Genomic DNA, 23,457 nt, shown 5'->3' on the forward strand with positions numbered 1-23,457 from the left:
CCCGGCGGGCGGCGGGGCAGCCGGACCGGCCGGAGGACCGCGGCCTGTTCGAGGCCCTGCGGGCGAAACGCCTGGCGCTTGCGCGCGAACAGGGGGTGCCGCCCTACGTCATCTTCCACGACAGCACCCTGCTGGAAATGGCCGCGGCCCGGCCGCGCAGCCTCGACGACCTGGGTCGTCTGAACGGAGTGGGATCGGCCAAGCTGCAACGCTATGGCAAAGCCTTTCTGGACGTCGTCGGCGGGCACCAGGAGAGCTACCCGGCCTAACCCTGCGCCCGGCGTCCGGCGATGAGGAACGACAGCGTTCCCAGCGCGCCGAAGGCGGCGGCAGCCGTCAGGTTGGCGGTGGGGGCGATGTTCCACAGCCAGGCGCCGACAAGGGCCGCGACAGCCACGAAGGCGTCGCGGATCAGGTAGTAGAGGCCGAAGACCGCCGGCTTGTGGCCGTCGGGCGCCAGATCGAGGATGAGGGCCTTGCGGGCCGGTTCGCCGAATTCCTTCAGGCCGCGCAGGACGAAGACCGGCACCAGCCAAAGGAAGGACTGCGCCTGGGCGAGGGCAACGGGAAAGGCGGTAAAGAAGACGAAGGTCGCCAGCACGAAAGGCCGCTTGCCCAGGCGGTCGGCCAGATGGGCGACCGGCAGGTAGACCGCCATGGCGGTCGCCATCTCGATGGCGGTCAGGATGCCGAACTGGAAGGCCGATACTGGTTCGGCGATGGTCTTCATGCACCAGATGACGACGAAGGCGTAGGGGATTTGCTCGCAGAAGCGGATCAGGATGTCCGAGGCCAGCAGGCCCCGCAGGTCGGGCGGCATCAGCCGGAAGGTTCCCGACAGTCCCAGGGGCAGGGCCTCGGCGCCCAAGGCCCGGTCGTCGGGCACCAGCCGCCATTGCAGGGCCACGCCCGCGATGGCCAGGACCAGGGCGGCGGCGAAGGCCAGCCGTACTCCGGCCTCTTCGCCCGCCGCCGCGATGGCGGCGCCGCCCAGCAAGGGCCCGAGCGCCATGGGTATGCGGCGCACCAGGGAATGCAGGGTGACGCCCATGGTGCGCTTTTCCCGGGGCAGCAACCGGGCGATCAAACCCAGGGTGGCGGGCAGGGAGACGGCGCTCCAGGCGATGAACAGCGCGGCGCCCGCCAGCACCGCTTCCCAGCGCGGCATCAGGATGACCAGGGCATAGCCGGCGACGGCGAGGGCGTTGACCAGGAGCAGCGCCCGCTTGGCGCCCAGCCGCTGGGCCAGCCAACCGCCAGGGTAGGAGTAAAGGGCCGACAGCAGATTATCCATCGCCTGCAAGAGCCCGACGGCCAACGTTCCGCCGCCGATGGCCAGGATGTAGATGGGCAGGAACCGTTCGGCCATACGCTCGCCCAGGCCGACCAGCAGCACCATCGCCAGCAATCCGACGGTGCCGGCGCGAAGGCCCAGGAAGGCGGCGAGACGTTCGCCCCTCATGCGCCCTTGGCGACCTGGAGCGAACACCAGGCGTAGAGCGCGTCGTACATCTCGAATTGACGGGCCAGATTGGCCTTGTCGTCGGGATAGCGGAGCGCATAGCCGACCGCCAGGGCTTCCAGCCCATAGGCCAGCGGGTCGGCGTCCAGGCGGCCGGTGTCGGCGGCGTTGACCACCTTCGCCAGGCGCAAGAGAGCCTTGTCGGCGAGACCGAAGTCGCGGACCAGCACGTCGAAGGTGCAAAGGTCGCCTTCGTGGTCGTAAGGCGCCCCTCGGGTGTCGAAGGCGATGGCGCCTTCCGTCTTCGCCACCTCCATGACCTTGGCGCGCGGCACGAACAGAAACTGAGCTTCGGAATCGATGAAGCGGGCGATCAGCCAGGGACAGGCCACCCGGTCGACATGAACGTGGGAACGGGTAATCCACTTCATGGCTTGCACCCGAAGAACGCCAGGGTTTCGGCCAGCTTCTCGCCCGTGTCGCCGGCGATCATGGTGAAGCGCATCTTCACATCCTCCTGCAGGTGGCGGGTGTATTCGTCGGCGGCTTCGGGGCCGAACAGCGCGGTGATCTCGCGCGCGAATTCCGCCACCCGGGAAAGATCGTGATGGGCGAGCTTGTGTTCCGGGGCGTCGATCCATTCGTGGACTTCGCGGAATTCCTGGCCGGTTCTTTCCAGGCTGATGGCGACGTGGCGCTCGATGGGGGGCATCCGGATTCTCCTTGGATTGTCATTGTAATATGACATACATACATGTTATATCTATATCATTCAATATCGAGGTCGTCATGTCGTTCATCGCCCTGTTCGTCACCCTTCCGACCAAGTCCGGCACCGGCCGGATGCGGGTCTGGCGGGCTTCAAGGGCGCTGGGCTGCGCCACCTTGCGCGACGGGGTCTACCTGTTGCCGGAAGGCGCGGCGCAGTCGGCGGCCCTGGCGACCTTGGCGGCGGAGGCCTTGGCGGCCGGCGGGACGGCGGAGATTTTCCGCCTGGCGGGACGCGACGAAATCCAGGACGCGGGGCTGCGGGCCCTGTTCGACCGGACGGCCGAATTCGTCGGACTCGTGGGGGAGATCCGCCAGTTCGTCGCGGATCTGGAAAGGAATCCTTCGGGCCAGGCCGCCCGCCGGCTGCAAGTCCTGTCCCGCCGCCTGGATCAGGTCGTGGGGATCGATTTCTTTCCCGGCGAGGCGCAACGGCAGGCCCAGGCCGCGTTGGCGGAAGCAAAGGCGGCGGCCGTTCGCCATTCTTCCCCCGACGAACCCGGCGCGTTGCCGGATGCCGTCGTGGCGCGCCTGGCGCGGGCCGACTATCGGGGGCGCATCTGGGCGACGCGCCGGAACCTCTGGGTCGACCGCATGGCCAGCGCCTGGCTGATCCGCCGACACATCGATCCGGACGCGCGCTTCGTCTGGCTGGATTCTCCGGCCGATTGCCGCGCCGAATGGCTGGGCTTCGACTTCGACGGTGCCGCCTTCACCCATACCGGGAACCGCGTCACCTTCGAGACGCTGCTGGCCACCTTCGGCCTGGACGGCGATGCGGCCTTGGCACGGATCGGCGAGATCGTCCATTTTCTCGACGTGGGCGGCCTGCCGGTGGCCGAGGCGCATGGCGTCGAGGCCATCCTGGGCGGGCTGCGCCGATCCGCCCCCGACGACGACCGGCTTCTGGATCTGGCGGCTGCCGTCTTCGACGGCCTCCAGGCATCGTTCGAACAAGGAACCGCCCGATGAGCGACACCCAACGACCCGCCCATCCCTCCTTCCGGGAGGCCTTTCTCTACTGGCTGAAGCTGGGTTTCATCAGCTTCGGCGGTCCGGCCGGACAAATCTCCGTCATGCATCAGGAACTGGTGGAAAAGCGGCGCTGGATTTCCGAGCATCGCTTCCTGCACGCCCTGAACTACTGCATGCTGCTGCCGGGACCGGAGGCCCAGCAGCTTTGCATCTACATCGGCTGGCTGTTGCACCGGACCTGGGGGGGCATCATGGCCGGCACCTTGTTCGTTCTGCCCTCGCTCCTGATCCTGATCGGGCTCACCTGGGTCTACGTGGCCTTCGGCGACGTGAAGATCGTGCAGGGCCTGTTCGCCGGCATCAAACCCGCCGTCGTGGCCATCGTCCTGTTCGCCGCTTGGCGGATCGGGTCACGGGCCTTGAAGAACGCGGTGCTCTGGGGCTTCGCCGCCCTGTCCTTCCTCGCCATCTTCGTCTTCGACGTGCCCTTTCCTTACATCGTTCTGGCGGCCGGCATCCTCGGCTTCGTAGGAGGGCGGGCGGCACCGGACAAGTTCAAGGTCGGCGGCGGACATGGCGCCTCGAAGAAAACTTACGGTCCGGCCCTGATCGACGACGACACGCCGCGCCTCGCCCATACGGTCTTCAGTCCGGTGCGTCTTGCGCTACAGGTCGGCGGCGGCCTCGTCATCTGGGCCGCCGGCATGGCCCTGGTCTGGGATAACCCGGTGCTGCAGGACATGGGCGACTTCTTCACCCGGGCCGCCCTGGTCACCTTCGGCGGCGCCTATGCGGTGCTGCCCTATGTCTACCAGGGGGGCGTGGAGACTTACGGCTGGCTGACCGGCGCCCAGATGATCGACGGCCTGGCGCTTGGCGAGACGACGCCGGGACCGCTCATCATGGTGGTGGCCTTCGTCGGCTACATCGGCGCCTGGACCAAGGCGATCTTCGGCCCCGACATGCTGTTCTGGGCCGGGGTGGCCGGCGCCGCGGTGGCGACGTTCTTCACCTTCCTGCCGTCCTATCTGTTCATCCTGGCCGGCGCGCCCTTGGTGGAATCCACCCACGGCGACTTGAAGTTCACGGCGCCGCTGTCCGGCATCACGGCGGCCGTGGTTGGCGTGGTGGTCAACCTGGCGGTCTTCTTCGCTTGGCATGTCCTGTGGCCGCTGGCTACTCCGGCGGCGCCGTTCTCCGGAACCTTCGAGGGCTTCGCGGCCCTGGTCGCGGCCGGGGCCTTCATCGCCCTGTTCAAATACAAGATCGACATCATGAGGGTGATCGGGGCCTGCGCGGCCGTCGGACTGGCCTGGAGTTACGTTCTTTAGCTGCTCGCCCCTTGCTTCCACCGCCGCCAGGAGACAGAATGGCGATGCACGGGTTCCGGCGGGCCAAGGCCCGCGGGATCAAAAGGGAACACGGTAGGGACGACCCAACAGGGGCCCGATCCGTGGCTGCCCCCGCAACTGTGAACGGTAGCCGGCCCGTTCGGCCACTGGGAGGATATCTCCCGGGAAGGCCGGGCCCGGCGACGATCCGTGAGCCAGGAGACCTGCCTGTGCGGCCGGAGGAGAAACCTTCTCCGGTCTTTTCTCAACCGATGCACGGTGGGTGCAGATAGGAGTCGGAAATACATGCATATCGAACCTGGATTCGTCGCTCCGGCCAAAGTGTTGGCCGCCAACGCGGGAGCCTTGGGCCTGGTGGCCTGGGGGGCGCGCGAACAGCTCCGCGACCTTATGCGTTCGCCGGTGGCGCCGCTGAAGACGGTGGCGGCGGCGGTGTTCTTCTCGCTGTTCATGCAGAGCTTCCACATGCCGGTCGGCCCGTCCGAGCTGCATTTCGTCGGCGCCATGGCGATCTACCTGACCTTCGGCTTCGCGCCGACGCTGTTGGGCTTCGGCCTGGGCCTGCTGATGCAGGGCCTGCTGTTCGAACCGGGCGATCTGGTCCACCTGGGGGTCAATTCCTTGTCCCTGATGGTGCCCTTGATCGCCGTCCACTACAGCCAGGGCAAGCGCCTGTTCGAAGGGGATGCGGCGCGGCGCCTGACTTGGCGGCGCATCGTGGCCCTGGACGCCCAGTACTATGCGGGCGTCACCGCCATGGTCGGCTTCTGGCTGTTCGTGGGCGAGGGGACGACGGCTTTCTCCGACTGGCTGGCTTTCGCCGCCTCCTACCTGGCGGTGGTTGCCTGCGAACCGGTCGTCACCTGGGGTGTCGTCAAGGGCCTCAAGAAGATCGAGGACCAAGCCTGGGTCGGTCATCTGTTTGCAGTGCGCGACCTGCGTCTCGCGGCCTGATCTTCGGTCTTGGGGATGAACGAAGGGGCGGTCGCTTGCGACCGCCCCATTATCGTCGTTACGGACCAACGAGTTGAAGCCTGGCTTCCGTTCCGGGACCACGGCGATGCCAGCGATGGGGGAAGTTCGTTGACCACGATCCAGGATCGCGGCAAACTGACCTCATGTCGGTCATCACGTTCGATACGCTGAAATTCGTGGAACGCCTCAAGGCCGACATCGCCCGGATCGAGCGCGATCTGCTCGTCGTCAAATGGATGGTCGGCGCCACCTTCGGCGGCGTCCTGGCCTTGATGCTCAAGGCCATAGGGGGGCTGATTATCGCGCCAACCGGTCACAAAGACGCAGCCCCAGGGCATGCTCATAGGATTTCTGGATGAACTGGCCCAAGTGGCCGTTGTCCCCACGGAACACCTTATTATCCTTGATGATGGTTGGGATATCGCCGTCCACCAAACAGCCGGCAAAGACCAGCCAGCCAACAAGATGGGGGGTGGTCCGGACCAAGGCGGTACCGACCACGCTCTCACCTACACGTTTCGCCGCCCGGTCATCGGTCAAAAAACCATTGTTGAGTTTCCGGGCCAGCGCCAAGGCCGCAAACTCACCCTTGTCAAAGCGCCTGGGAGAGCCGACGGCTGTTACCAGTTCCAAGAGGTCACCGACAGCGAGTTGATGAACGCTGAAACTGCGCCCCTCTTCGAGTTCCGCAGACAACTGGCGCTGCATGCTTGCCTCGATTTCGGATTTCCCGTTCGATCTCCGTTTGACCAGGCATTCATACCGTACGTAGTCGGCCAACACGAAATGACGGTTCTGTCCCTTGGTGGCGCTGTTCAAGGTCCGACTGCAAAGAATGTTCCATACGGCACAAGTATCGATGGCCGAGACGGCCGGAAACGACCGAACGGCCAGGTCTGGAGGAGCATCAACCATGGTGGAGACTCGTCCCGAATAGCGAGGCCAACTCAACGACCTCGCTGGGGTCTACAAGAAGCATCTCCGCGAGCTTCGCCGAAGAAATCAGCCCCTGGCGATGAGCCTCGAAGGCTTGTTGAACGTATTTGGAATGCAGGCCCGTGGCGAGGAGCGCTTTCTTCCGGTCCAATTGCCGCCCAGTCAGGCCATCCAGTTCTGGCTCACGCTTCTCCGGCAGGCGTAGCCTCATGTTGCGCAGATTGAAACGAGCCGCCTCATCGATGATCTTGTCGCGGACCAGAGCCGAAAGAAGCGCTGGAATGGTGACCGATAGACGGTCGGCGGCATCCACGATTTTCTCCGGACGTAGCCATTGATCTTGAGTGCCGAGCATCTTGAGAATTTCGGGCGGCATTAGAAACGCCGAGGCAAAAGAATTGGCCCGGATTTCGGTTCGGTCTATGCTGCCATCATCCGCCTGGGACGAAACGTTGAATTCCTTATCCGCGTCCAGCAAGGCATGCCCGGCCTCGTGCGCAGCACTGAAGCGCTGCCGGTATAGGTCCTCGGATGCGTTGATCAGGATGCACTTACCGACCTCGGGGTGGCGAACGAACAGCCCGGAAATCGGTGAATTCGGCAATGGCCGTCGGAATACCCTAAGGCCCGCACCACGAAGCCAATCGAAGATATCGGGGACAATGCCGTTCACCGGCAACTGGTGCCATTTGCGGAAGGCCTGGGCGCAGTCGATTCCCTGGCCCTTAAAATAGCCGCCCTTCACAAGAAACTTGAATTCAGCGACAGCGGGGCGGATTTCAAGGAGTTCTTCGAGAAGCGCTTGGGATTTGCACAAATGCAAGAATTCGGCAATGGCATGACGGTCGGCGGCAGCCAGGCGCCCACCCTCGGAGCGCAACAGGAGGGTCATGTTTTCATCGGGATCGACAGCATCGTCATCGATGAGCCAAGGGAATTCCCGCTTGAAATAGTCGGCTAGAATCAGCACCTCGTCCCCGGTCGGTGTCGCGGTGCCGGATTCAAGGGCTTGGAGCGCCTGCGTCCCAATACCGGTGGCAGAGGCCACTTCGGTCAGGGAATTGCCAAATGACTCGCGGAGGTTTCGGAGCTTTCCGGCAAAGCGTTGGGCAGTGAAGGCCATGGGTCACCCCCCTTTCCGACATTTCTGGGAAACCGCCCACCATTGCTGATGGGCGGCCCTCAGACGGTTACCGCTTGCTGTCGGGCGTGCGGTCAATTGGCTTCCACCCATGACCTGGTGTCGTAGTGGGTGGGAGCCGGGTGTTGTCGGGTACGGTCGCGTAGTTGGGCTTCTCACCGCCACGCGGGCCGACTTCCTGGTAGATGCCTCCGTCCCGGCGGGTATTGCTGCCGGGCGGAAGGGTGCCGCTCGTCTTGCTCATGGGAATCTCCTTTCATGAGCGGGGTTGACATGAAGCGGCCGAAAGGATTCCTTGTAGGTGCGAACCGGATCGGGAAGCTTTCAACCGCTTGCCGTCGGAATGGGGGAGATGGCTGCCGTTGGCGGTCATCTCCCTTTTTCGTCAAGCAGGGCTAAAATACGCAACCTCGGCGCGTCAATCAACAGGGTTGGTGTATATTTTCAAATATCCACATCATGTTGTGGGCCGTGACAATTTATGGCCGGCCGTGGAAGCCAGGAATTTTCGTCCTCCTGGTATCAAGGAAGGGAAACAGGCCGAGTTTCTGATGCACGAGTCGTTTCCCTGGTCGCTTGTTGCTCGCATCGGCGTTTACTCTCAAGCCGTCGCCGTTCAGGTTTCCGACGTCCTTCGGGATGCCGAGCACCGTCCCGCTGTCGAAATCCGGCGGGAGTGGTATTATTGAGCAGGGAGTTGTGGTCATGATCGAGTTCAGGACGGGCGATATCCTTGCTGCGGATGTGGAAGCCCTGGTCAATACGGTCAATTGCGTCGGCATCATGGGCCGAGGAATCGCGCTTCAGTTCAAGAATGCGTTTCCCGCGAATTTCCACGCCTACGAATTAGCCTGCCAACAGGGTGGAGTTCAACCCGGCCGCATGTTCGTGTTCGAAACCCGAACCCTGACCAACCCGCGCTTCATCATCAATTTTCCCACCAAGAGGCACTGGCGCGGCAAGAGCCGTATGGAAGACATCAAGGCAGGTTTGGCGGCACTGGTCGAGGAAATCCACGCCAGGGGCATTCGTTCCATCGCTATTCCACCGCTTGGCAGCGGCCTCGGGGGCCTCAAGTGGGTTGACGTGCGCCCTCGTATCAAAGAAGCGTTGCAAGGTATTAATGACCTTGAAGTTGTTATCTATGAACCGGGAAAAGCGCCCCATTCTCGCCCAATGGCGGCCTCGCGAAACATTCCTGAGATGACACTTGGTCGGGCGGCGCTGGTGGTGCTCCTCGACCGCTACCTTCGGGGGCTGCTCGATCCGTTCGTGACCCTGCTGGAGGTCCATAAACTCATGTACTTCATGCAGGAAGCCGGACAACCGCTCCGACTCCGCTATGTGCAGGCGCTTTACGGTCCTTATGCGGAAAACCTCCGCCATGTGCTTCGCGAGATCGAGGGACACCTTATTTCCGGCTATGCCGACGGTGGTGATGCTCCTGACAAGCAGCTTGAGCTTGTGCCGGGCGCGGTAAAGGACGCGAACGCCTTCCTTCATGGCGACGACGAAACCCGCACCCGCTTCGAACGGGTCGCCGCCTTGGTCGATGGGTTCGAAACGCCATTCGGCTTGGAGCTTCTTTCGACCGTCCACTGGGTTGTCGCTCACCAAGCCGCCGCGACCGCCGAAGACGTAATTGCCAAGGCCTATGCTTGGAACGAGCGCAAGAAACCGTTCAACCAACATCAAATCCGTTTGGCGTTAGAGGTTCTTGCGGAAAAAGGATGGATTGATGCCCGTTTCGCGGCGCAGTCGGCGTGAGGAAGCCCCCCTTGGCAGCGGAGTTCTCTTCCTCTAAAGAGGACGCCCCTGTGCCACCCTTGATCAGGAGCCGCCGATGATCCCGCGCTACAGCCGGCCCGAGATGGCCGCCATCTGGGACCCCGCCAACAAGTTCCGCATCTGGTTCCAGATCGAGGCCCATGCCTGCGACGCCCTGGCCGGGCTGGGAGTCATTCCCAAGGAGGCCGCCAAGGCCGTGTGGGAGCGGGGCGACAAGCCCTACACCCCGGAGCGCATCGCCCGCATCGACGCCATCGAGCGCGAGACCCAGCACGACGTCATCGCCTTCCTGACCGAACTGGCCGAGCACGTGGGCGAGGAATCCCGCTTCATCCACCAAGGCATGACCTCGTCGGACGTCCTCGACACCTGCCTGGCCGTGCAGATGACCCAGGCCGCCGACATCCTGATCGCCGACCTGGACGGCCTGCTGGCGGCCCTGGAAAAGCGGGCCTTCGAATTCAAGGCGACGCCCTGCATGGGCCGCAGCCATGGCATCCACGCCGAACCCACGACCTTCGGCGTCAAGCTGGCCGGCCACTACGCCGAGTTCAAGCGCGACCGCGAGCGCATGGTGGCCGCCCGGGCGGAAATCGCCACCTGCGCCATTTCGGGGGCCGTCGGCACCTTCGCCAACATCGATCCCAGGGTCGAGGAATACGTGGCCGCCAAGCTGGGACTCGCGCCCGAACCGGTCTCCACCCAGGTCATTCCCCGCGACCGCCACGCCATGTTCTTCGCCACCCTGGCGGTGATCGCCAGCGGCCTGGAGCGCCTGGCCATCGAGGTCCGCCACCTGCAGCGCACCGAGGTGCGCGAGGCCCAGGAATACTTCGCGCCGGGGCAGAAGGGCTCGTCCGCCATGCCCCACAAGCGCAACCCCATCCTCACCGAGAACATCACCGGCTTGGCCCGCGTGGTGCGCGGGGCGGTGGTGCCGGCGCTGGAGAACGTGGCGCTCTGGCACGAGCGCGACATCTCCCACTCCTCGGCGGAACGCATGATCGGTCCCGACGCCACCGTGACCCTGGATTTCGCGCTCGCCCGCGCCACCGGCATGATCGCCAAGCTGGTGGTCTATCCGGCCAACATGATGGAGCACCTGAACAAGTTCGGCGGCATCCACGATTCGCAACGGGTTCTGCTGTTCCTTACCCAGAACGGGGTCTCGCGCGAGGACGCCTATAAGATCGTCCAGCGCAACGCCATGAAGGTCTGGGGCAGCTTCGGCATCGATCCCGACCGGCCGGACGGCACGGTCGAATTGACGGCCGAGGATCGCGAGGCCGCCGGGCACGCCAACCGCCTGATGTTCTTCCTGTCCAGGGATGCCGATGTCATGGCCAAGCTGGGGGGAAAAGCCCTGAAGGAACTTTTCGATGTCGATCCCATCGCTTACCACACCCGCCAGGTGGACACGATCTTTCGGCGGGTGTTCGGGCGCTGCTGACCGTACCTATTCCTTCGCCAGATAGGACTTGTACTTCAAATCCTGCCCGACGATGTGCTGGATCAGCCAGCGCGACAGGAAGTCCATGGTGTCCATGGCCTTGACCGAGGCCGGGTCGCGGTTGATCCGGTCCTGCAGCTCCATGACCTGCTGTACCAGCGCGGCATGGGCGGCCCTGTGGCTGTTGTAGTCCGGATAGCCGTTGACCCGGAGATAGTGTTCCTCGCGATCGAAGTGGAAGCGCGTGTAGGCCACCAAGTCGTTCAGGACCCTGGCCAGCCGCTCCTGCTGGTCCACCGCCGCGAGCGAATCGTAGACTTGGTTGATCAGTGCCACCAGTTGCTTGTGGTGTTCGTCAAGTTCGGTCACGCCGACGCTCAGGTTCGGCTGCCATTCCAAATAGGCCATCTGGCCACCTCCCGAAGTTTCCCCATAGTTCCTTACGCCCCGCCGGGACTGGGAACAAGCCGGGATTTCACCCTATCTCAAATGGCGGATTCCCGCGCCTTGCCGCTGTTGTTTGCACTGCGAAAGCATGCTAGATTTCGTCCTTCTTCCGGAGATCGCACCGCCGGTTTCCCTTTTCCTGTGAAATGCTGGGATATTCGCCGTTGACCACGCCGTCCGAACCTAACGCCGCGCTCCCGCCCTCCGGCTCCGATATCGCGCCGGTGTCCATCGAAGAGGAAATGCGCCGCTCATACCTCGATTACGCCATGAGCGTAATCGTCAGCCGCGCCCTGCCCGACGTGCGCGACGGCCTGAAGCCCGTGCACCGGCGCATCATCCACGCCATGCAGGAGAGCGGCTACGAGGCCGGCAAGCCCTACCGAAAATCGGCCCGCATCGTCGGCGACGTGATGGGTAAGTATCACCCCCATGGCGACGCCGCCATCTACGATGCCATGGTGCGCATGGCGCAGGACTTCTCCATGCGCCTGCCGCTCATCGACGGGCAGGGCAACTTCGGGTCCATGGACGGTGACCGTCCGGCGGCGATGCGCTACACCGAGGCGCGCATGGCCCGCTCGGCTCATGCCTTGATCGACGATATCGACAAGGAAACCGTCGACTTCCAGCCCAACTACGACGATTCGACCCGCGAGCCCACGGTCCTGCCGGCCCGCATCCCCAACCTGCTGGTCAACGGGGCGGGCGGCATCGCGGTCGGCATGGCGACCAACATCCCGCCCCACAACCTGGGCGAGGTGGTGGACGCGCTCTGCGCCCTGCTCGACAACCCGGACCTGACCCTCGACGAGATCATCCAGACCTATATTCCCGGCCCCGATTTTCCCACCGGCGGCGTGATTCTCGGCAAGCAGGGCATCCATTCGGCTTTCCACACCGGACGCGGCTCGGTGGTGATGCGGGGCAAGGTGGACATCGAGGAAATCCGCAAGGACCGCATGGCCATCGTCATCACCGAGGTGCCCTACCAGGTGAACAAGGCCCGCATGATCGAGATCATGGCCGAGGCCGTGCGCGACAAGAAGATCGAAGGCATTTCGGACCTGCGCGACGAATCCGACCGCCGTGGGGTGCGCGTGGTGGTCGAGATCAAGCGCGACCACCATCCCGAAGTGGTGCTGAACCAGCTCTACCGCTATACCCCGCTGCAGACCAGCTTCGGCGTCAACATGCTGGCCCTGGACGGCGGCCAGCCCAAGCTGATGAATCTGAAGCAGCTGCTGGTCGCATTCCTGAACTTCCGCGAGGAAGTGATCCGCCGGCGCACCATCTTCGAGTTGGGCAAGGCGCGCGAGCGCGCCCACATCCTGGCCGGTCTGGCCGTGGCGGTGGCCAACCTGGACGACGTCATCGCGCTCATCCGCAAGGCGCCCGATCCGGGCACCGCCCGCGATGCCCTGATGGCCCGCGACTGGCCGGCCGAGGACGTCGCGCCCATGATCGCGCTGCTGGACGATCCCACTTACAAGGTGGTGGAGGGCCGCTACCGGCTGTCGGAGACCCAGGCCAAGGCGATCCTGGAATTGCGCCTGCACCGCCTGACCGGGCTGGAGCGCGACAAGATCGCCGCCGACCTGCGGGAACTCTGCGCCCGCATCGAGGAGTTCCTGTCCATCCTGGCGTCGCGCGAGAAGCTGCTGGGCGTGCTGCGCGACGAGTTGATCGCGGTGAAGGAGCAGTTCGCCAACCCGCGCCGCACCGCCTTCGAGATGAACGAGTTCGAGCACGACATCGAGGACCTGATCCAGCGCGAGGACATGGTGGTCACCGTGACCAACGGCGGCTACGTCAAGCGGGTGCCGCTGTCCACCTACCGGGCGCAGCGGCGCGGCGGCAAGGGCCGTTCCGGCATGTCCACCCACGAAGAAGATTTCGTCGCCCGGGTATTCGTCGCCAACACCCATGTGCCGGTGCTGTTCTTCTCGTCCATCGGGCAGGTCTACAAGCTGAAGGTCTTCCGTCTGCCCCTGGGGACGCCGCAAGCGCGCGGCAAGGCTTTCGTCAACGTTCTGCCGCTGGCGGAAGGCGAGACCATCACCACCGTCATGCCCCTGCCCGAGGACGAGGCCACCTGGGGCGACCTGCACGTGCTGTTCGCTACCGCGTCGGGCAACATCCGCCGCAACCGCCTGTCCGACTTCGTCGACGTGCGCGCCAACGGCAAGATCGCCATGAAGCTGGACGAAGGCGACCATCTGGTGCGCGTGCGCACCTGCACGGAAGCCGACGATGTGCTCATCACCACCCGCCAGGGCAAGTGCCTGCGCTTCCCCGTTCCCGACGTGCGGGTTTTCGTCGGGCGCACCTCGACGGGCGTGCGCGGCATCAGGCTGGCGGAAGGCGACGAGGTGATCGGCATGTCGGTGCTGCGTCACGTCAAGGCGGAGGTGGCCGAACGCGAGGCCTACCTGCAGGCGGTCAACGCTCGCCGCCGTCTGGCGGGCGGCGACTACACCGGCCGCGACGAGGACAGGGCGCGCGACGAGGGATTGGCCGCCCGTCTGGCGGAACCACCTTTCGCCAAGATGGCGGAGGAAGAAGAAATCCTGCTCACCGTCACCGCCGACGGCTTCGGCAAGCGCTCGTCCTCCTACGAGTACCGCATCACCGGGCGGGGCGGTTCCGGTATCGCCGCCATCGACCTGGACCGCGCCCAGGGGACCAGCACCGTGGTGGTCTCCTTCCCGGTGTTGGAGACCGACCAGATGGTCATGGTGACCGACGGCGGGCAGTTGATCCGCTGTCCGGTCAGGGACATCAGCGTGGTGGGCCGCGGGGCCCGCGGCGTCACCTTGTTCCGGGTGGCGGAGGGCGAAAGGGTGGTTTCGGTCAGCCGCATCCGCGACGTGGACGGCGACGTGGACGACTTGGCGGAAGACGGGATCGTGGAGGAAGCTCCGTGACTCGTCCGCTGATCGGCGTCTATCCGGGTACCTTCGATCCGCTGACCAACGGCCACATGGACATCATCGGCCGGGCCGTGCGGCTCTGCGACCGCCTGATCGTCGCCGTGGCCGCCAACGTGGGCAAGGGGCCGCTGTTTCCGGTCGCCGACCGGGTGGCGATGATCGAAGACGAGGTCGCCGGCCTACCCAACGGCTGGCCGGACCGCATCGAGGTGCGGGCCTTCGACAACCTCCTGATGCATTTCGTGCGCGAGGTGAAGGCCAGCATCATCCTGCGCGGCTTGCGTGCCGTTTCCGATTTCGAGTACGAGTTCCAGATGGCCGGCATGAATACCCGGCTCGACCCCAGCGTCGAAACGGTATTCCTCATGGCTTCGGAAAAGCAGCAGTTCATCGCATCGCGTTTCGTCAAGGAGATCGCTCGCCTGGGCGGGGACGTGGGCTCCTTCGTCACACCGCGGGTGCGCCAGAGGCTTGACGACCGGCTGCGGGAACTCGGACCGGACGGGTTGGATACCACGACACGGAATCCAGGTTAGCGATCCCTTGGTCTGGAGCGGCACGGGCCGATTTTTCCGCAAGGATTGACGCTTCTTTTTGTTCCGTCAGGGCGAGGCGGCGGGATCGACGCGCCCCGAAGCGGTTCCGGTAGCCCTAGCGGATCGCCTGGCACTCCTGACCGGCCGGCAAGGCGGCGATCAGGTCGTCCACTGACAAGCCCGATGACGGATGGCGCCAAGCCGGGGCCACTTCCTGCAAAGGCAGTAAGACGAAAGCCCGTTCGTTCAGGCGGGGATGGGGCAGCACCAGACCTTGGACCATGACACGCCCCTCGTAATCCAGCAAATCCAGGTCTAGAACACGGGGCGCGCCGGCCAGGCTCCGCACCCGGCCGAAATCGGCTTCGATGCCATGCAGCAAGGCGAGCAGGTCGACCGGCTCCAGGCCGGACTCCACCCGTACCACCCCGTTGACGAACCAGGGCTGATCGGAGGCGGGTACCGGAGCGCTGCGGAACCAGCGGGACCGCGCCGCCACCCGGACTCCCGCCCCTTCCAGGGCCGCCAACGCCGCCTCCAGAGTCCTTTGCGGCGGACCGAAGCGCGGGCTGTCCAGATTGGCGCCCAGGGCCACGAGGATCATCGTTTCACAAGCCTTTCCAATATCTTGGACGAGAGCCTTGCGGGATGTCGTCAAGCGTCCTACCTAATAGGATGCATTGGGGTGCCTCGTCATTTTTTTATCAAGGGATTTACCGCCATGATGTTCTACCCACAAGAAAGAGTCGGCCTTTTCATCGACGGCGCCAACCTCTACGCGGCGGCGCGGGCTTTGGGCTTCGACATCGACTACAAGCGGGTACTGGAGATCTTTGCCGCCAAGGGCCACCTGATCCGTGCCTTCTACTACACCGCCCTGGTCGAAGACCAGGAGTACTCGCCCATACGGCCGCTGGTCGACTGGCTCGATTATAACGGCTACACCATGGTCACCAAGCCCACCAAGGAATTCACCGACGCCGCCGGACGGCGCAAGATCAAGGGCAACATGGACATCGAGCTGGCCATCGACGTCATGGAGATGGCAGAGCACCTGGATCATATCGTCCTGTTCTCGGGCGACGGCGACTTCCGCCGCTTGGTCGAGGCCGTGCAGCGCAAGGGGGTGCGGGTCACCGTGGTGAGCACCATCCGTTCCCAGCCGCCGATGGTGGCCGACGAACTGCGGCGCCAAGCCGATGTGTTCCTCGACCTGGAGGAATTGCGCCCCAGTATCGAACGGGCCGGCGGCCGCGAGCATGGTCCGCGCGAACCGCGCGAGATGATCCGCGACCGGTCGGACGCGCCCCTGCCCATGAACCCGGCCAGCGTGGACCTGTAGGCCGGTGGCGCCGGGGCGGGACTGCGGCCTCTGCCCGCGCTTGGCGGATTTCCGCCAAGCCAACCGGCGGGCCTTTCCCGATTGGCACAATGCTCCGGTGCCTTCTTTCGGGAGCCTCGATGCGCGGCTTCTGGTCGTCGGGTTGGCGCCCGGCCTGAAGGGAGCCAACCGCACCGGCCGGCCTTTCACCGGCGACTACGCCGGCGACCTTCTCTATGCCACCTTGCTGGAATTCGGGCTGGCGGAAGGAACCTACGGCGCGGCGGCCGACGATGGACTCGCCCTGAAGGACTGCAGGATCACCAATGCGGTGCGGTGCGTGCCCCCGGAAAACAAGCCCACGGGTCCCGAGGAAACCGCCTGTCGGTCCTTCCTGGCATCCGAACTGGCCGCCATGCCCAACCTGAAGGTCCTAGTGGCCTTGGGTTCCCTTGCCCACAACGCGGTGCTGGCGGCCCTGGGCGAGAAAAAGAGCACCCGCCGCTTCGCCCACGCAGCCCATCACACCCTGAACGGTGGCTTGGCGCTGTTCGACAGCTACCACTGCTCCCGCTACAACACCAACACGAGGCGCCTCACCCCGGCGATGTTCCGCGACGTTTTTCATGCGGTCGCGGCAGGCCTAAATCGTTCGTCGGGACCGAACGGTCAGTAGACGCCCTTGGCGTTGAGGAATCCGGCGTATTTGCGGTCTTCGGCCTGGATGTGATTGGCGATCCAGGTCTTGAGAAACTCCTGGAATTCCGGATCGTCCGCATTCGCACCGCCCATCAAACGGGCGCGCAGGCCATCCATCTGACCAAGGAGCCGGCGATGCGAGGCCCGGTGGTCGTCCACCTCTGGATAGCCGTAGCACCGCATCAGATCTTCTTCCTGTTCGAAGTGGTAATGGGCGTAGTCGACCAGGAAATCCAGGGTCGCCAGAACCTTGGCATGATCCTGCCCGGCGGCCAGGGCGTCCGCCAGAGCCGCCGTGACCTCGAACAGCCTCTTGTGATGGATGTCGACGGCCTGGATGTTGACTCCGTACTCGTGGTGCCAAGCGATCCGGCGGCTGCCGTTGTCGTCGACCACCGCCCGGGTCCGCCGCTTCAGTGTTTCCAGGAGCTTCCAGCGCAAAGCCGGGATGTCCGCCAAGCGGCTGCCGGGCACCAGGAACAGGTCGGAGCGTTCGGTGGCGACGAAATGGAAGATGGTCGGCGTCCCGAATACCGCCTGCTCCTCCCCGAAGAAGTCGCCGGACTTCAAGATCTCCAGAACCTCGTCGCCCAACTGGCGATTCACCGAGCCGCACTTCACCATGAACAGGTTGCCGCTGCCGGCAATATCGATGGCCTCTCCCGCTTCCACCGACAGTCCTTGCAGCGCATGAACCAGGCCGTTGAGCACCACTCCCGAAACGCCGTCGCCGAACAGCCATGAGCCCCGCAGGAACAGGCGGTTTTCCTGCGTCATCAGCAGATCGGCCAGCAGGTCGTGGCGTTCGACGAATCCGCGATAGAGTTCGCCGGGAATACGCAAGGCCTGGACAAATCCCACCGCCCGATAGGTGGCCCCGGCGACGGTCTCGCGCAAGGCGGAGCCCTCGCCCGCCAGGGAACCGAAGAACAGCAGCCCCATGCCCCGCTGGTTGGACGTCAGACGTTCGACACTGCCGCCGAGAATCAGGAAGACGTCGTCGTGAGGTTGGCCCTCGCGGATCAGGATGGTCTCCGGGTTGAAGGTCGCCAGCGGCGCATTGAGCAGGAGGCGCAATCCGTGGCGCGGCACGTCCGGGAAATAGGCCGCCAACGCCTCGTGGGCCAAGCGGCGGGTGAAATCTGTATTGCCGGGAACCAGCACGTCGATGGTGCCGAAGGGGGCGCCGGAACCGATTCGCCGTTCCTCCTCGGTCAGGCGCCGGGCGGTATGGGCAAGGATGATCTTGCCCGACAGGTCATCCCGGAAGTCCTTGGCGACGCCATGGATCAGGCCCCCGCCAATGTCCAGCTTCTTGATGTCGGATCGCTCGGCGTAGGATTCGCGGATGCGTTCGAACCAGGCCCGGTCGAGGCCCGGCGCCGACGGATCGTCGGTCACCATGGATTCCAGCACATCCAGGGAAACCATGTCGGCGAAATGGGCGTAGCTCCGGTAGCCCCCCACCCAAAGGGTGCGGAACAGGAAGATCGTGGTTTCCACCGGATGAGGCGAGAAAACCGGCTTCACTTCCAGCCCTTCGATGTCGTTCCACTGGTCTATCGCCAAGTCGTGGACATCGAAGTAGTCGCCGAACGTCGTTTCCTCGATGTCCAGCAGGGCTGCCAACTTCTTGGCCACCGAATGTCGCACCAGGGGTGTGGCGTAGTACTTGACCCGGTGGTCGCTGCGGATCAGGGCGGTCAGGCCGGCGAAATGATCGTCGTGGGAATGGGTGTGGAAGATGCCTTCGATCTCGTTCAGGCCGATGCCCAACGCCTGCAGGGACGCCTGGATGTGCGGCCCCGCGTCGACCAGATAGAACTTGCCCTGGAAGACCAGTAGACTACCCATCGAGGGTCGGTTGAAATCCCAGCCGTCGCCCTCGCCCGTATGGATGACGGCGAAGTATTCCAGCCGCACCTCGTGGTTGCCCAAGGGATAGGGACATTCGTAGGTCTCGAACGGCCCCAGGTTGAGGTCGACGGCAACCCTCTCCTCGCCCAAGGCGAAGGTATAGACGTTGAAGCTGGTACGCCGAACCGTCACCCCGCCCATCACTTCGACCGGCTCTCCCCCCAGGAACAGCGTGTCGATCAGATCGCCGGGATGGTGGATGCGGCCGAAGGCGAAGCGCAGTTTGAGCCGCATCATGTCGCGCGCGGTCGCGGGATCGACGCCGGTCGCCTCGATTTCCTGCTCGGAAACCAGTCCATAGTTGCCCCTGTAGATGTACTGGAGCTGGGACTCGACCTGCTCGCGCAGGCCCATCAGGATCGGCTTGCGCCCGGTATTGCCGGGATGGCCGGGAATGATCATCCCCTGGCGATAAAACATCTGCAGGACCGGGAATTCGGCCAGGTTGGCGAAGACGCCGTTCTGCAACATGACGTCGCCCAGCAGGATGGCGTTGGGGCCGGTCTCGAAGGCCACGCCCTGCGATTCCGTGGGAACGATCAGCCCACGCTTCATCAGGTGCTTGACCACATCGGCCGGGCACCCGCACAGCACGTGCAGGCCCGCTTCCGGTGCCTCCACCCAAAATACCCCATCGGTGACTTTTATCTTGCGAATTCTGGCCATGGTGGGTCCCCGGAGCCATCATAGGCCTAGCGAAAAAAAAGGAAAGGGGCGGTGCAGGGCAGCAGGTATCCGAACTCAGGTTATTGACCCGGCAGCAAGAAGTTTCTACGCGGCATAGTGTGTCCGTTGGTCCTGGAAGTAGGTGCCGATTTGAGTTTGGCCTTGGTTCGGGCAGGAACGGCGGCGGCGATCAGAATGTCGCCCTTTCGGGCCGTACCAGGGTGCGCAGCATGGCAAACGGCGAATCCGGTTTGTCGCGGACGATCCGGGCCGCCTTTCGCCCGCGCGGCGGGATAAACAGGGCCTTACCCGCGGCATTCGGCTTGGCCTTGAAGCCCAACGCGCGCAGCACGCCTTCCAGTTCCGCCGCCCCGCAGCCCAGCAGGTTGGCAAGGTCGGCCGGCGGGGAAAAGGGCGGCTTCAGGACCCAGAGGGCATCGCCCAGCCGTTCCAGGATGTCGAGCCTGAGCGCCAGGGGCCCCAGCACCCGGAAGCCCACCGCTTCCAGGAAGGCCTGGGGCAGGCCGGGGGGCTTGGGCACGGCGGTGCGCCCGGCAGGCGGCGGATGGAAAGGACCCTGACCTGCCGCGACGCTCCAGAGCAGGGCTCGGAGAGCGAGCGCATCCGGCTTCAGCAGCGCGGGCAGAAAGACGCTTTCCCGGCCGATGCGCACCCCCAGGGCGGCCAGGGCCTTGCGATCCGCCTTGGCAAGCCCGGCCACTTGGTCTTCCACCCGGCCGCGCGGAAAGGACCCCAGGGATTCCATGAGATGAAAGGCGATGCCCCGCGCCGGACCGGACAAATCGGCGGATTCCAGGGCGGCCAGGGGTGCCAGGCGGCGCCGGACCTGGGCCTCGACGAAGGCGGCCAAGCGGCGGCGAATCCGCTCCCGGTCGTCGCCCGCCAACAAGTCGAAGGCGGGGACGTCGACCTGAGGCTTCAGGTCCGTACCGCCGGGAACCAGCCGTCCCACCGTGGCGCCGCGCCATGCCAGCGACCGGTCGGTCTGGAGGGCGAAGGCCTCGTCGCCGTCGCTTTCCAGCAGATGGATGCGCCTTGCGGTCTCGGAGGCCAGGGCCTTGCGGGTGGCAGCCGAAACGGCGCGGGCCGCCGTTCCGGCATCCGGCCCCTCGGGGTGGAAGCGGAATCCGTCCATGCGGCCGACCGGAAGGCCTTCCACCAGAACCCAGCCTTCGGCGTCCACGGCGGCCAGAAGCTTCTTGTTCTCCTTAAGCCGGCTGACCAGGACGGCGGTGCGGCGGTCGACGAAGCGCTGGGTGAGCCGCTCATGCAGGGCGTCGGATAGACGATCCTCCATCTGGCGGGTGACGCCCTGCCAGTGGCCGGCGTCCTTCATCCAGTCGGCGCGGTGCGAGACGTAGGTCCAGGTGCGGATATGGGCGATGCGCTGCATCAGGGTCTCGATGTCGCCGTCGGTCCGGTCGATGCGGGCCACCTGGGCCGCCACCCAGTCGGTGGGCAGACGGGCCTCGGCGCCAGCCAGGAAGCCGAAGATGCGGGCCAGCAGGCGCGCATGGGCTTCGGGCTGCACCTTGCCGAAGTCGGGGATGCGGGCTACATCCCACAGCAGGCGGACCCTGTCCGGCGCGGCGGCGGCGCGCCGCACCGCTTCGTCCCGCAGCAGGATCTTCAGCGCCAGTTCGTCGTCGGCCTCGCGGGCCCTGACCAGGCCCTGGGCGGGCGGCGGCTGGGTCAGGCTCTTCTGCAAGGCCTCGATCGAGCCGAAGCGCAGCCTCGGATTGCGCCAGAACAGGTAGCGCAGGGGCTCGAAGGCGTGGCCCTCGATGCGTTCGACCACCTCGGGGGCCAGGGGGCCGATCTCGGCCGTGGTGCCGAAGGTGCCGTCGTTCATGTGCCGTCCGGCGCGTCCGGCGATCTGGGCCAGTTCGGACGGCGTCAGGTCGCGGGCCAGGCGGCCGTCGAACTTGCGGGTGGCGGCGAAGGCCACGTGGTCGACATCCATGTTCAGGCCCATGCCGATGGCGTCGGTCGCCACCAGATAGTCCACCTCTCCGGCCTGGTACATGGCGACCTGGGCGTTGCGGGTGCGCGGGCTCAGCGCCCCCAGCACCACGGCGGTGCCGCCCCGCTGGCGGCGCACCAGTTCGGCGATGGTGTAGACGTCGGTGGTGGAAAAGGCGACCACGGCGGAACGCGCCGGCAGGCGGGTGAGCTTGCGCTGGCCGGCATAGGACAGGGTCGACAGGCGCGGGCGGACGACGAACTCGGCATCGGGAACCAGCCGCCGGAGCAGGGGGCGGACAGTCTCGGCGCCCATGAACATGGTCTCCTGCAGGCCACGGGCGTGCAGAAGCCGTTCGGTGAAGACATGGCCGCGGTCGGGGTCGGCGCACATCTGGACTTCATCCACCGCCAGGAAGGCCACCGGCCGGTCGGCGGGCATGGCCTCGACGGTGCAGAGGAAATAGCGCGGATGGGCGGGAACGATCTTTTCCTCGCCGGTAATCAGCGCCACCTGTCCGGAGCCCTTGATCTTGACCGCGCGTTCGTAGTTCTCGCGCGCCAGCAGGCGTAGCGGAAAGCCGATCATTCCCGAGGCATGCCCGAGCATGCGCTCCATGGCGAAGTGGGTCTTGCCGGTGTTGGTCGGCCCCAGCACCGCCGTGATGCGGGCGCGCTCGCGCGAGGTGTCGATCTGCATGGCCGGAGGATCGGCCGGGCCGACGGAGAAAGCAAGAGGTGGGAGACGCGGCTGGAGGCCCGAAAACGAGACCGGGCCCCCTGGGGAAGGGGGCCCGGCGCAACCAGAGCAGTCGGTAGAAGGGATTAGAAGGTCAGCAGGACGCCGGCCTGGACGCCGTAGCCGTCGTTCTCGTTGGCGGCGCCGCCGACTTCGTTTTCATAGTTGCCGCGGAAGACCGACGCGTTGAAGTCGACTCCGGGCCCGAGGTTGAAGTTGTAGCCGACCACCCATTCCGAATACTCGTCGTCACCCTTGGTGAGAATGGCACCCTGGGTCTGGCCCTTGGTGTAGGTCACGCCGAAGGTGTGAGGGCCCAGGGCATAGGTCAGGCCCAGGTCCCATTTCCAGCCGTCCATGGAAGTCGTCGTGGTGGCCGCGTTGTAACGGGTCGCGTTCTTGCTGAGCTGGCGTTCGTAACTGCCGCCCAGGGTCACATCCGCGTAGCTAAGGTTCAGGCCGCCGCCGACCCACTCGGTCTTGGCATCGATCACGTTGGTGGCCGCATCGACGCCGCGCCGGGCGTAGTGGCCGTCCACGCCGACCTTCACGCCCATGATGGTCTCGTCGTAGGCCAGGGTGCCGGACCAGTAGGAACCGTTGAAAGCCGCGGCATTCTTGTTGATGGCCGCATTGTTGTTGGCGGCCGCATCCGGAACGTAGGTCAGACCGGCAGCCAAGCCCATCAACCGCGGCGTGATGTAATTGACACGGTTGTACATGCTGCTGTCGTCGGCACCGGTGGCCCCCATGGCGCCGCGGGCGCTGTGGTTGGCCGGCAGGGCCAAATAGACCGTACCAACCCAGATGTCGCCCGTGTTCAAGCCGATGATGGAGGCGTTCGGCGCGCGGTGGCCCAGGTTCCAGGCGGGCCCCGAAGTGGTGCCCAGTTCGAGCCGGCCCAGCATCTCCGATTCCAAGTACATGAATGTTTCGTCGAAGGCCCGGTTGCCGTTGGTGCCGTTGTCTCCGTTGAAGCTGTCGGATTCGAACTCGACCCGCATGCCGACGGCGATGCCGTTGTCCAGCTTGGTCTCGCCCTTGACGTGGATTTCGGAGGCCGACTTCTGGTCGAAATTCTTGTAGTTGGTGAGGCTGGCCCGCTCGTAATCGTCGTCCTGATCGGCGTAGCCTACGACTTGGCCGAAGAAGCCGCCCAGCTGCAGCTTGATCTTCTCGGATGCGGCGGCCGGGGCGGCTGCCATGCCGAGGCCAGCCAAGGCGGTGGTGGCGAGGGCCGCGAGGCGGATGGTCTTCATGCTAGCCATTGATTCGCTCTCCTTGTCGATCACGATGTTGGATCGACGATAGGTCTCGCCTTCTGCGGCCGCAACAGGATTTTGCAGCAAATTTGAGCTTGTGCTCCGCT

General features: G+C 64.8%; 22 protein-coding genes and 1 riboswitch. Of the genes, 12 read left to right on the forward strand and 10 right to left on the reverse strand.

Going from position 1 to position 23,457, the window contains the following annotated elements; genetic code table 11:
* Positions 1-269: HRDC domain-containing protein (locus H7841_06980; GenBank protein ID MEO5336619.1), on the forward strand; the 269-nt coding region annotated here is incomplete at its 5' end.
* Here H7841_06980 and H7841_06985 read toward each other — a convergent pair.
* The 3 genes from H7841_06985 to H7841_06995 are packed head-to-tail and all read right to left on the reverse strand — an operon-like array spanning position 266 to position 2,174.
* Positions 266-1,462, reverse strand: a complete 1,197-nt coding sequence (locus tag H7841_06985) for an MFS transporter (GenBank protein MEO5336620.1) — start codon at positions 1,460-1,462, stop codon at positions 266-268. The two genes, H7841_06980 and H7841_06985, sit on opposite strands and share 4 nt — an antisense overlap.
* Positions 1,459-1,893: a chromate resistance protein gene (locus H7841_06990; protein MEO5336621.1), complete on the reverse strand. Its 435-nt coding sequence runs from the start codon at positions 1,891-1,893 to the stop codon at positions 1,459-1,461. The genes H7841_06985 and H7841_06990 overlap by 4 nt, the downstream gene beginning before the upstream one ends.
* Positions 1,890-2,174 carry a hypothetical protein gene (locus tag H7841_06995; GenBank protein ID MEO5336622.1) on the reverse strand — a complete coding sequence of 95 codons (285 nt, stop codon included), beginning with the start codon at positions 2,172-2,174 and terminating at the stop codon, positions 1,890-1,892. The genes H7841_06990 and H7841_06995 overlap by 4 nt, the downstream gene beginning before the upstream one ends.
* A gap of 77 nt (positions 2,175-2,251) precedes the next feature.
* On the opposite strand from H7841_06995, the gene H7841_07000 reads away from it, so the two are divergent.
* The 4 genes from H7841_07000 to H7841_07015 all read left to right on the forward strand — a co-directional run bounded on the left by H7841_07000 (position 2,252) and on the right by H7841_07015 (position 5,891).
* Positions 2,252-3,202 (forward strand): chromate resistance protein, encoded by a 951-nt coding sequence (locus H7841_07000; protein ID MEO5336623.1) that lies wholly within the window; start codon positions 2,252-2,254, stop codon positions 3,200-3,202.
* Entirely contained in the window at positions 3,199-4,536 is a 1,338-nt protein-coding gene (chrA, locus tag H7841_07005) for a chromate efflux transporter (protein ID MEO5336624.1), read from the forward strand. Before H7841_07000 ends, chrA begins: the two co-directional genes overlap by 4 nt.
* A gap of 33 nt (positions 4,537-4,569) precedes the next feature.
* A riboswitch (cobalamin riboswitch) is annotated at positions 4,570-4,783 on the forward strand.
* 59 nt (positions 4,784-4,842) lie between these two features.
* Positions 4,843-5,511 (forward strand): energy-coupling factor ABC transporter permease, encoded by a 669-nt coding sequence (locus H7841_07010; protein MEO5336625.1) that lies wholly within the window; start codon positions 4,843-4,845, stop codon positions 5,509-5,511.
* Positions 5,512-5,675: 164 nt separating this feature from the next.
* The gene (locus H7841_07015; protein ID MEO5336626.1) at positions 5,676-5,891 is read left to right on the forward strand and encodes a hypothetical protein; all 216 of its coding nucleotides are present in this window, start codon (positions 5,676-5,678) and stop codon (positions 5,889-5,891) included.
* Here H7841_07015 and H7841_07020 read toward each other — a convergent pair.
* On the reverse strand, positions 5,830-6,447 hold the full coding sequence (locus H7841_07020; GenBank protein ID MEO5336627.1) for a hypothetical protein: 618 nt from the start codon (positions 6,445-6,447) through the stop codon (positions 5,830-5,832). The two genes, H7841_07015 and H7841_07020, sit on opposite strands and share 62 nt — an antisense overlap.
* Positions 6,440-7,591: an XRE family transcriptional regulator gene (locus tag H7841_07025; GenBank protein ID MEO5336628.1), complete on the reverse strand. Its 1,152-nt coding sequence runs from the start codon at positions 7,589-7,591 to the stop codon at positions 6,440-6,442. Before H7841_07025 ends, H7841_07020 begins: the two co-directional genes overlap by 8 nt.
* A gap of 380 nt (positions 7,592-7,971) precedes the next feature.
* On the opposite strand from H7841_07025, the gene H7841_07030 reads away from it, so the two are divergent.
* The 3 genes from H7841_07030 (at position 7,972) to purB (ending at position 10,847) form a co-directional block, all read left to right on the forward strand.
* Complete coding sequence (locus H7841_07030) at positions 7,972-8,298, forward strand: DUF4433 domain-containing protein (protein MEO5336629.1); 327 nt, start codon at positions 7,972-7,974, stop codon at positions 8,296-8,298.
* Positions 8,299-8,314: 16 nt separating this feature from the next.
* Complete coding sequence (locus H7841_07035) at positions 8,315-9,376, forward strand: macro domain-containing protein (GenBank protein MEO5336630.1); 1,062 nt, start codon at positions 8,315-8,317, stop codon at positions 9,374-9,376.
* A gap of 76 nt (positions 9,377-9,452) precedes the next feature.
* Positions 9,453-10,847, forward strand: a complete 1,395-nt coding sequence (purB, locus tag H7841_07040; protein MEO5336631.1) for an adenylosuccinate lyase — start codon at positions 9,453-9,455, stop codon at positions 10,845-10,847.
* 6 nt (positions 10,848-10,853) lie between these two features.
* Here purB and H7841_07045 read toward each other — a convergent pair whose 3' ends face one another.
* The gene (locus H7841_07045; protein MEO5336632.1) at positions 10,854-11,255 is read right to left on the reverse strand and encodes a bacteriohemerythrin; all 402 of its coding nucleotides are present in this window, start codon (positions 11,253-11,255) and stop codon (positions 10,854-10,856) included.
* Positions 11,256-11,536: 281 nt separating this feature from the next.
* Between H7841_07045 and gyrA the strand changes: the two genes are divergently transcribed.
* Both gyrA and coaD read left to right on the forward strand, forming a co-directional pair.
* Positions 11,537-14,221 (forward strand): DNA gyrase subunit A, encoded by a 2,685-nt coding sequence (gene gyrA, locus H7841_07050; GenBank protein ID MEO5336633.1) that lies wholly within the window; start codon positions 11,537-11,539, stop codon positions 14,219-14,221.
* A 56-nt stretch (positions 14,222-14,277) separates the two neighbouring features.
* Positions 14,278-14,763: a pantetheine-phosphate adenylyltransferase gene (coaD, locus tag H7841_07055; protein ID MEO5336634.1), complete on the forward strand. Its 486-nt coding sequence runs from the start codon at positions 14,278-14,280 to the stop codon at positions 14,761-14,763.
* 115 nt (positions 14,764-14,878) lie between these two features.
* Here the strand turns inward: coaD and folK are convergent, their stop codons facing one another.
* Complete coding sequence (gene folK, locus H7841_07060; GenBank protein ID MEO5336635.1) at positions 14,879-15,367, reverse strand: 2-amino-4-hydroxy-6-hydroxymethyldihydropteridine diphosphokinase; 489 nt, start codon at positions 15,365-15,367, stop codon at positions 14,879-14,881.
* Between the two features lie 117 nt (positions 15,368-15,484).
* On the opposite strand from folK, the gene H7841_07065 reads away from it, so the two are divergent.
* Together H7841_07065 and H7841_07070 are read left to right on the forward strand one after the other, a co-directional pair.
* Positions 15,485-16,105 (forward strand): NYN domain-containing protein, encoded by a 621-nt coding sequence (locus tag H7841_07065; protein ID MEO5336636.1) that lies wholly within the window; start codon positions 15,485-15,487, stop codon positions 16,103-16,105.
* Positions 16,106-16,109: 4 nt separating this feature from the next.
* Positions 16,110-16,760 carry a uracil-DNA glycosylase gene (locus tag H7841_07070; protein MEO5336637.1) on the forward strand — a complete coding sequence of 217 codons (651 nt, stop codon included), beginning with the start codon at positions 16,110-16,112 and terminating at the stop codon, positions 16,758-16,760.
* Here the strand turns inward: H7841_07070 and H7841_07075 are convergent.
* The 3 genes from H7841_07075 to H7841_07085 form a co-directional block, all read right to left on the reverse strand.
* Positions 16,754-19,366, reverse strand: a complete 2,613-nt coding sequence (locus H7841_07075) for a bacteriohemerythrin (protein ID MEO5336638.1) — start codon at positions 19,364-19,366, stop codon at positions 16,754-16,756. The genes H7841_07070 and H7841_07075 overlap by 7 nt on opposite strands.
* 190 nt (positions 19,367-19,556) lie before the next feature.
* Positions 19,557-22,049, reverse strand: coding sequence for a disulfide oxidoreductase (locus H7841_07080; GenBank protein ID MEO5336639.1), 2,493 nt, complete (start codon positions 22,047-22,049; stop codon positions 19,557-19,559).
* Between the two features lie 125 nt (positions 22,050-22,174).
* Positions 22,175-23,356 (reverse strand): porin, encoded by a 1,182-nt coding sequence (locus tag H7841_07085; protein MEO5336640.1) that lies wholly within the window; start codon positions 23,354-23,356, stop codon positions 22,175-22,177.
* Positions 23,357-23,457 lie beyond the last annotated feature (101 nt).

It is taken from the genome of Magnetospirillum sp. WYHS-4, from assembly GCA_039908345.1.
In the GTDB taxonomy this organism is placed as follows: Bacteria; Pseudomonadota; Alphaproteobacteria; order Rhodospirillales; family GLO-3; genus JAMOBD01.

Bases quoted from the DNA above. Each gene is read 5' to 3' on its own strand.
- H7841_06985 (MEO5336620.1), bottom strand. From the start codon at position 1,462: ATGAGGGGCGAACGTCTCGCCGCCTTCCTGGGCCTTCGCGCCGGCACC.
- H7841_06990 (MEO5336621.1), bottom strand. From the start codon at position 1,893: ATGAAGTGGATTACCCGTTCCCACGTTCATGTCGACCGGGTGGCCTGT.
- H7841_06995 (MEO5336622.1), bottom strand. From the start codon at position 2,174: ATGCCCCCCATCGAGCGCCACGTCGCCATCAGCCTGGAAAGAACCGGC.
- H7841_07000 (MEO5336623.1), top strand. From the start codon at position 2,252: ATGTCGTTCATCGCCCTGTTCGTCACCCTTCCGACCAAGTCCGGCACC.
- chrA (MEO5336624.1), top strand. From the start codon at position 3,199: ATGAGCGACACCCAACGACCCGCCCATCCCTCCTTCCGGGAGGCCTTT.
- H7841_07010 (MEO5336625.1), top strand. From the start codon at position 4,843: ATGCATATCGAACCTGGATTCGTCGCTCCGGCCAAAGTGTTGGCCGCC.
- H7841_07015 (MEO5336626.1), top strand. From the start codon at position 5,676: ATGTCGGTCATCACGTTCGATACGCTGAAATTCGTGGAACGCCTCAAG.
- H7841_07020 (MEO5336627.1), bottom strand. From the start codon at position 6,447: ATGGTTGATGCTCCTCCAGACCTGGCCGTTCGGTCGTTTCCGGCCGTC.
- H7841_07025 (MEO5336628.1), bottom strand. From the start codon at position 7,591: ATGGCCTTCACTGCCCAACGCTTTGCCGGAAAGCTCCGAAACCTCCGC.
- H7841_07035 (MEO5336630.1), top strand. From the start codon at position 8,315: ATGATCGAGTTCAGGACGGGCGATATCCTTGCTGCGGATGTGGAAGCC.
- purB (MEO5336631.1), top strand. From the start codon at position 9,453: ATGATCCCGCGCTACAGCCGGCCCGAGATGGCCGCCATCTGGGACCCC.
- H7841_07045 (MEO5336632.1), bottom strand. From the start codon at position 11,255: ATGGCCTATTTGGAATGGCAGCCGAACCTGAGCGTCGGCGTGACCGAA.
- gyrA (MEO5336633.1), top strand. From the start codon at position 11,537: ATGCGCCGCTCATACCTCGATTACGCCATGAGCGTAATCGTCAGCCGC.
- coaD (MEO5336634.1), top strand. From the start codon at position 14,278: ATGGACATCATCGGCCGGGCCGTGCGGCTCTGCGACCGCCTGATCGTC.
- folK (MEO5336635.1), bottom strand. From the start codon at position 15,367: ATGATCCTCGTGGCCCTGGGCGCCAATCTGGACAGCCCGCGCTTCGGT.
- H7841_07065 (MEO5336636.1), top strand. From the start codon at position 15,485: ATGATGTTCTACCCACAAGAAAGAGTCGGCCTTTTCATCGACGGCGCC.
- H7841_07075 (MEO5336638.1), bottom strand. From the start codon at position 19,366: ATGGCCAGAATTCGCAAGATAAAAGTCACCGATGGGGTATTTTGGGTG.
- H7841_07080 (MEO5336639.1), bottom strand. From the start codon at position 22,049: ATGCAGATCGACACCTCGCGCGAGCGCGCCCGCATCACGGCGGTGCTG.
- H7841_07085 (MEO5336640.1), bottom strand. From the start codon at position 23,356: ATGGCTAGCATGAAGACCATCCGCCTCGCGGCCCTCGCCACCACCGCC.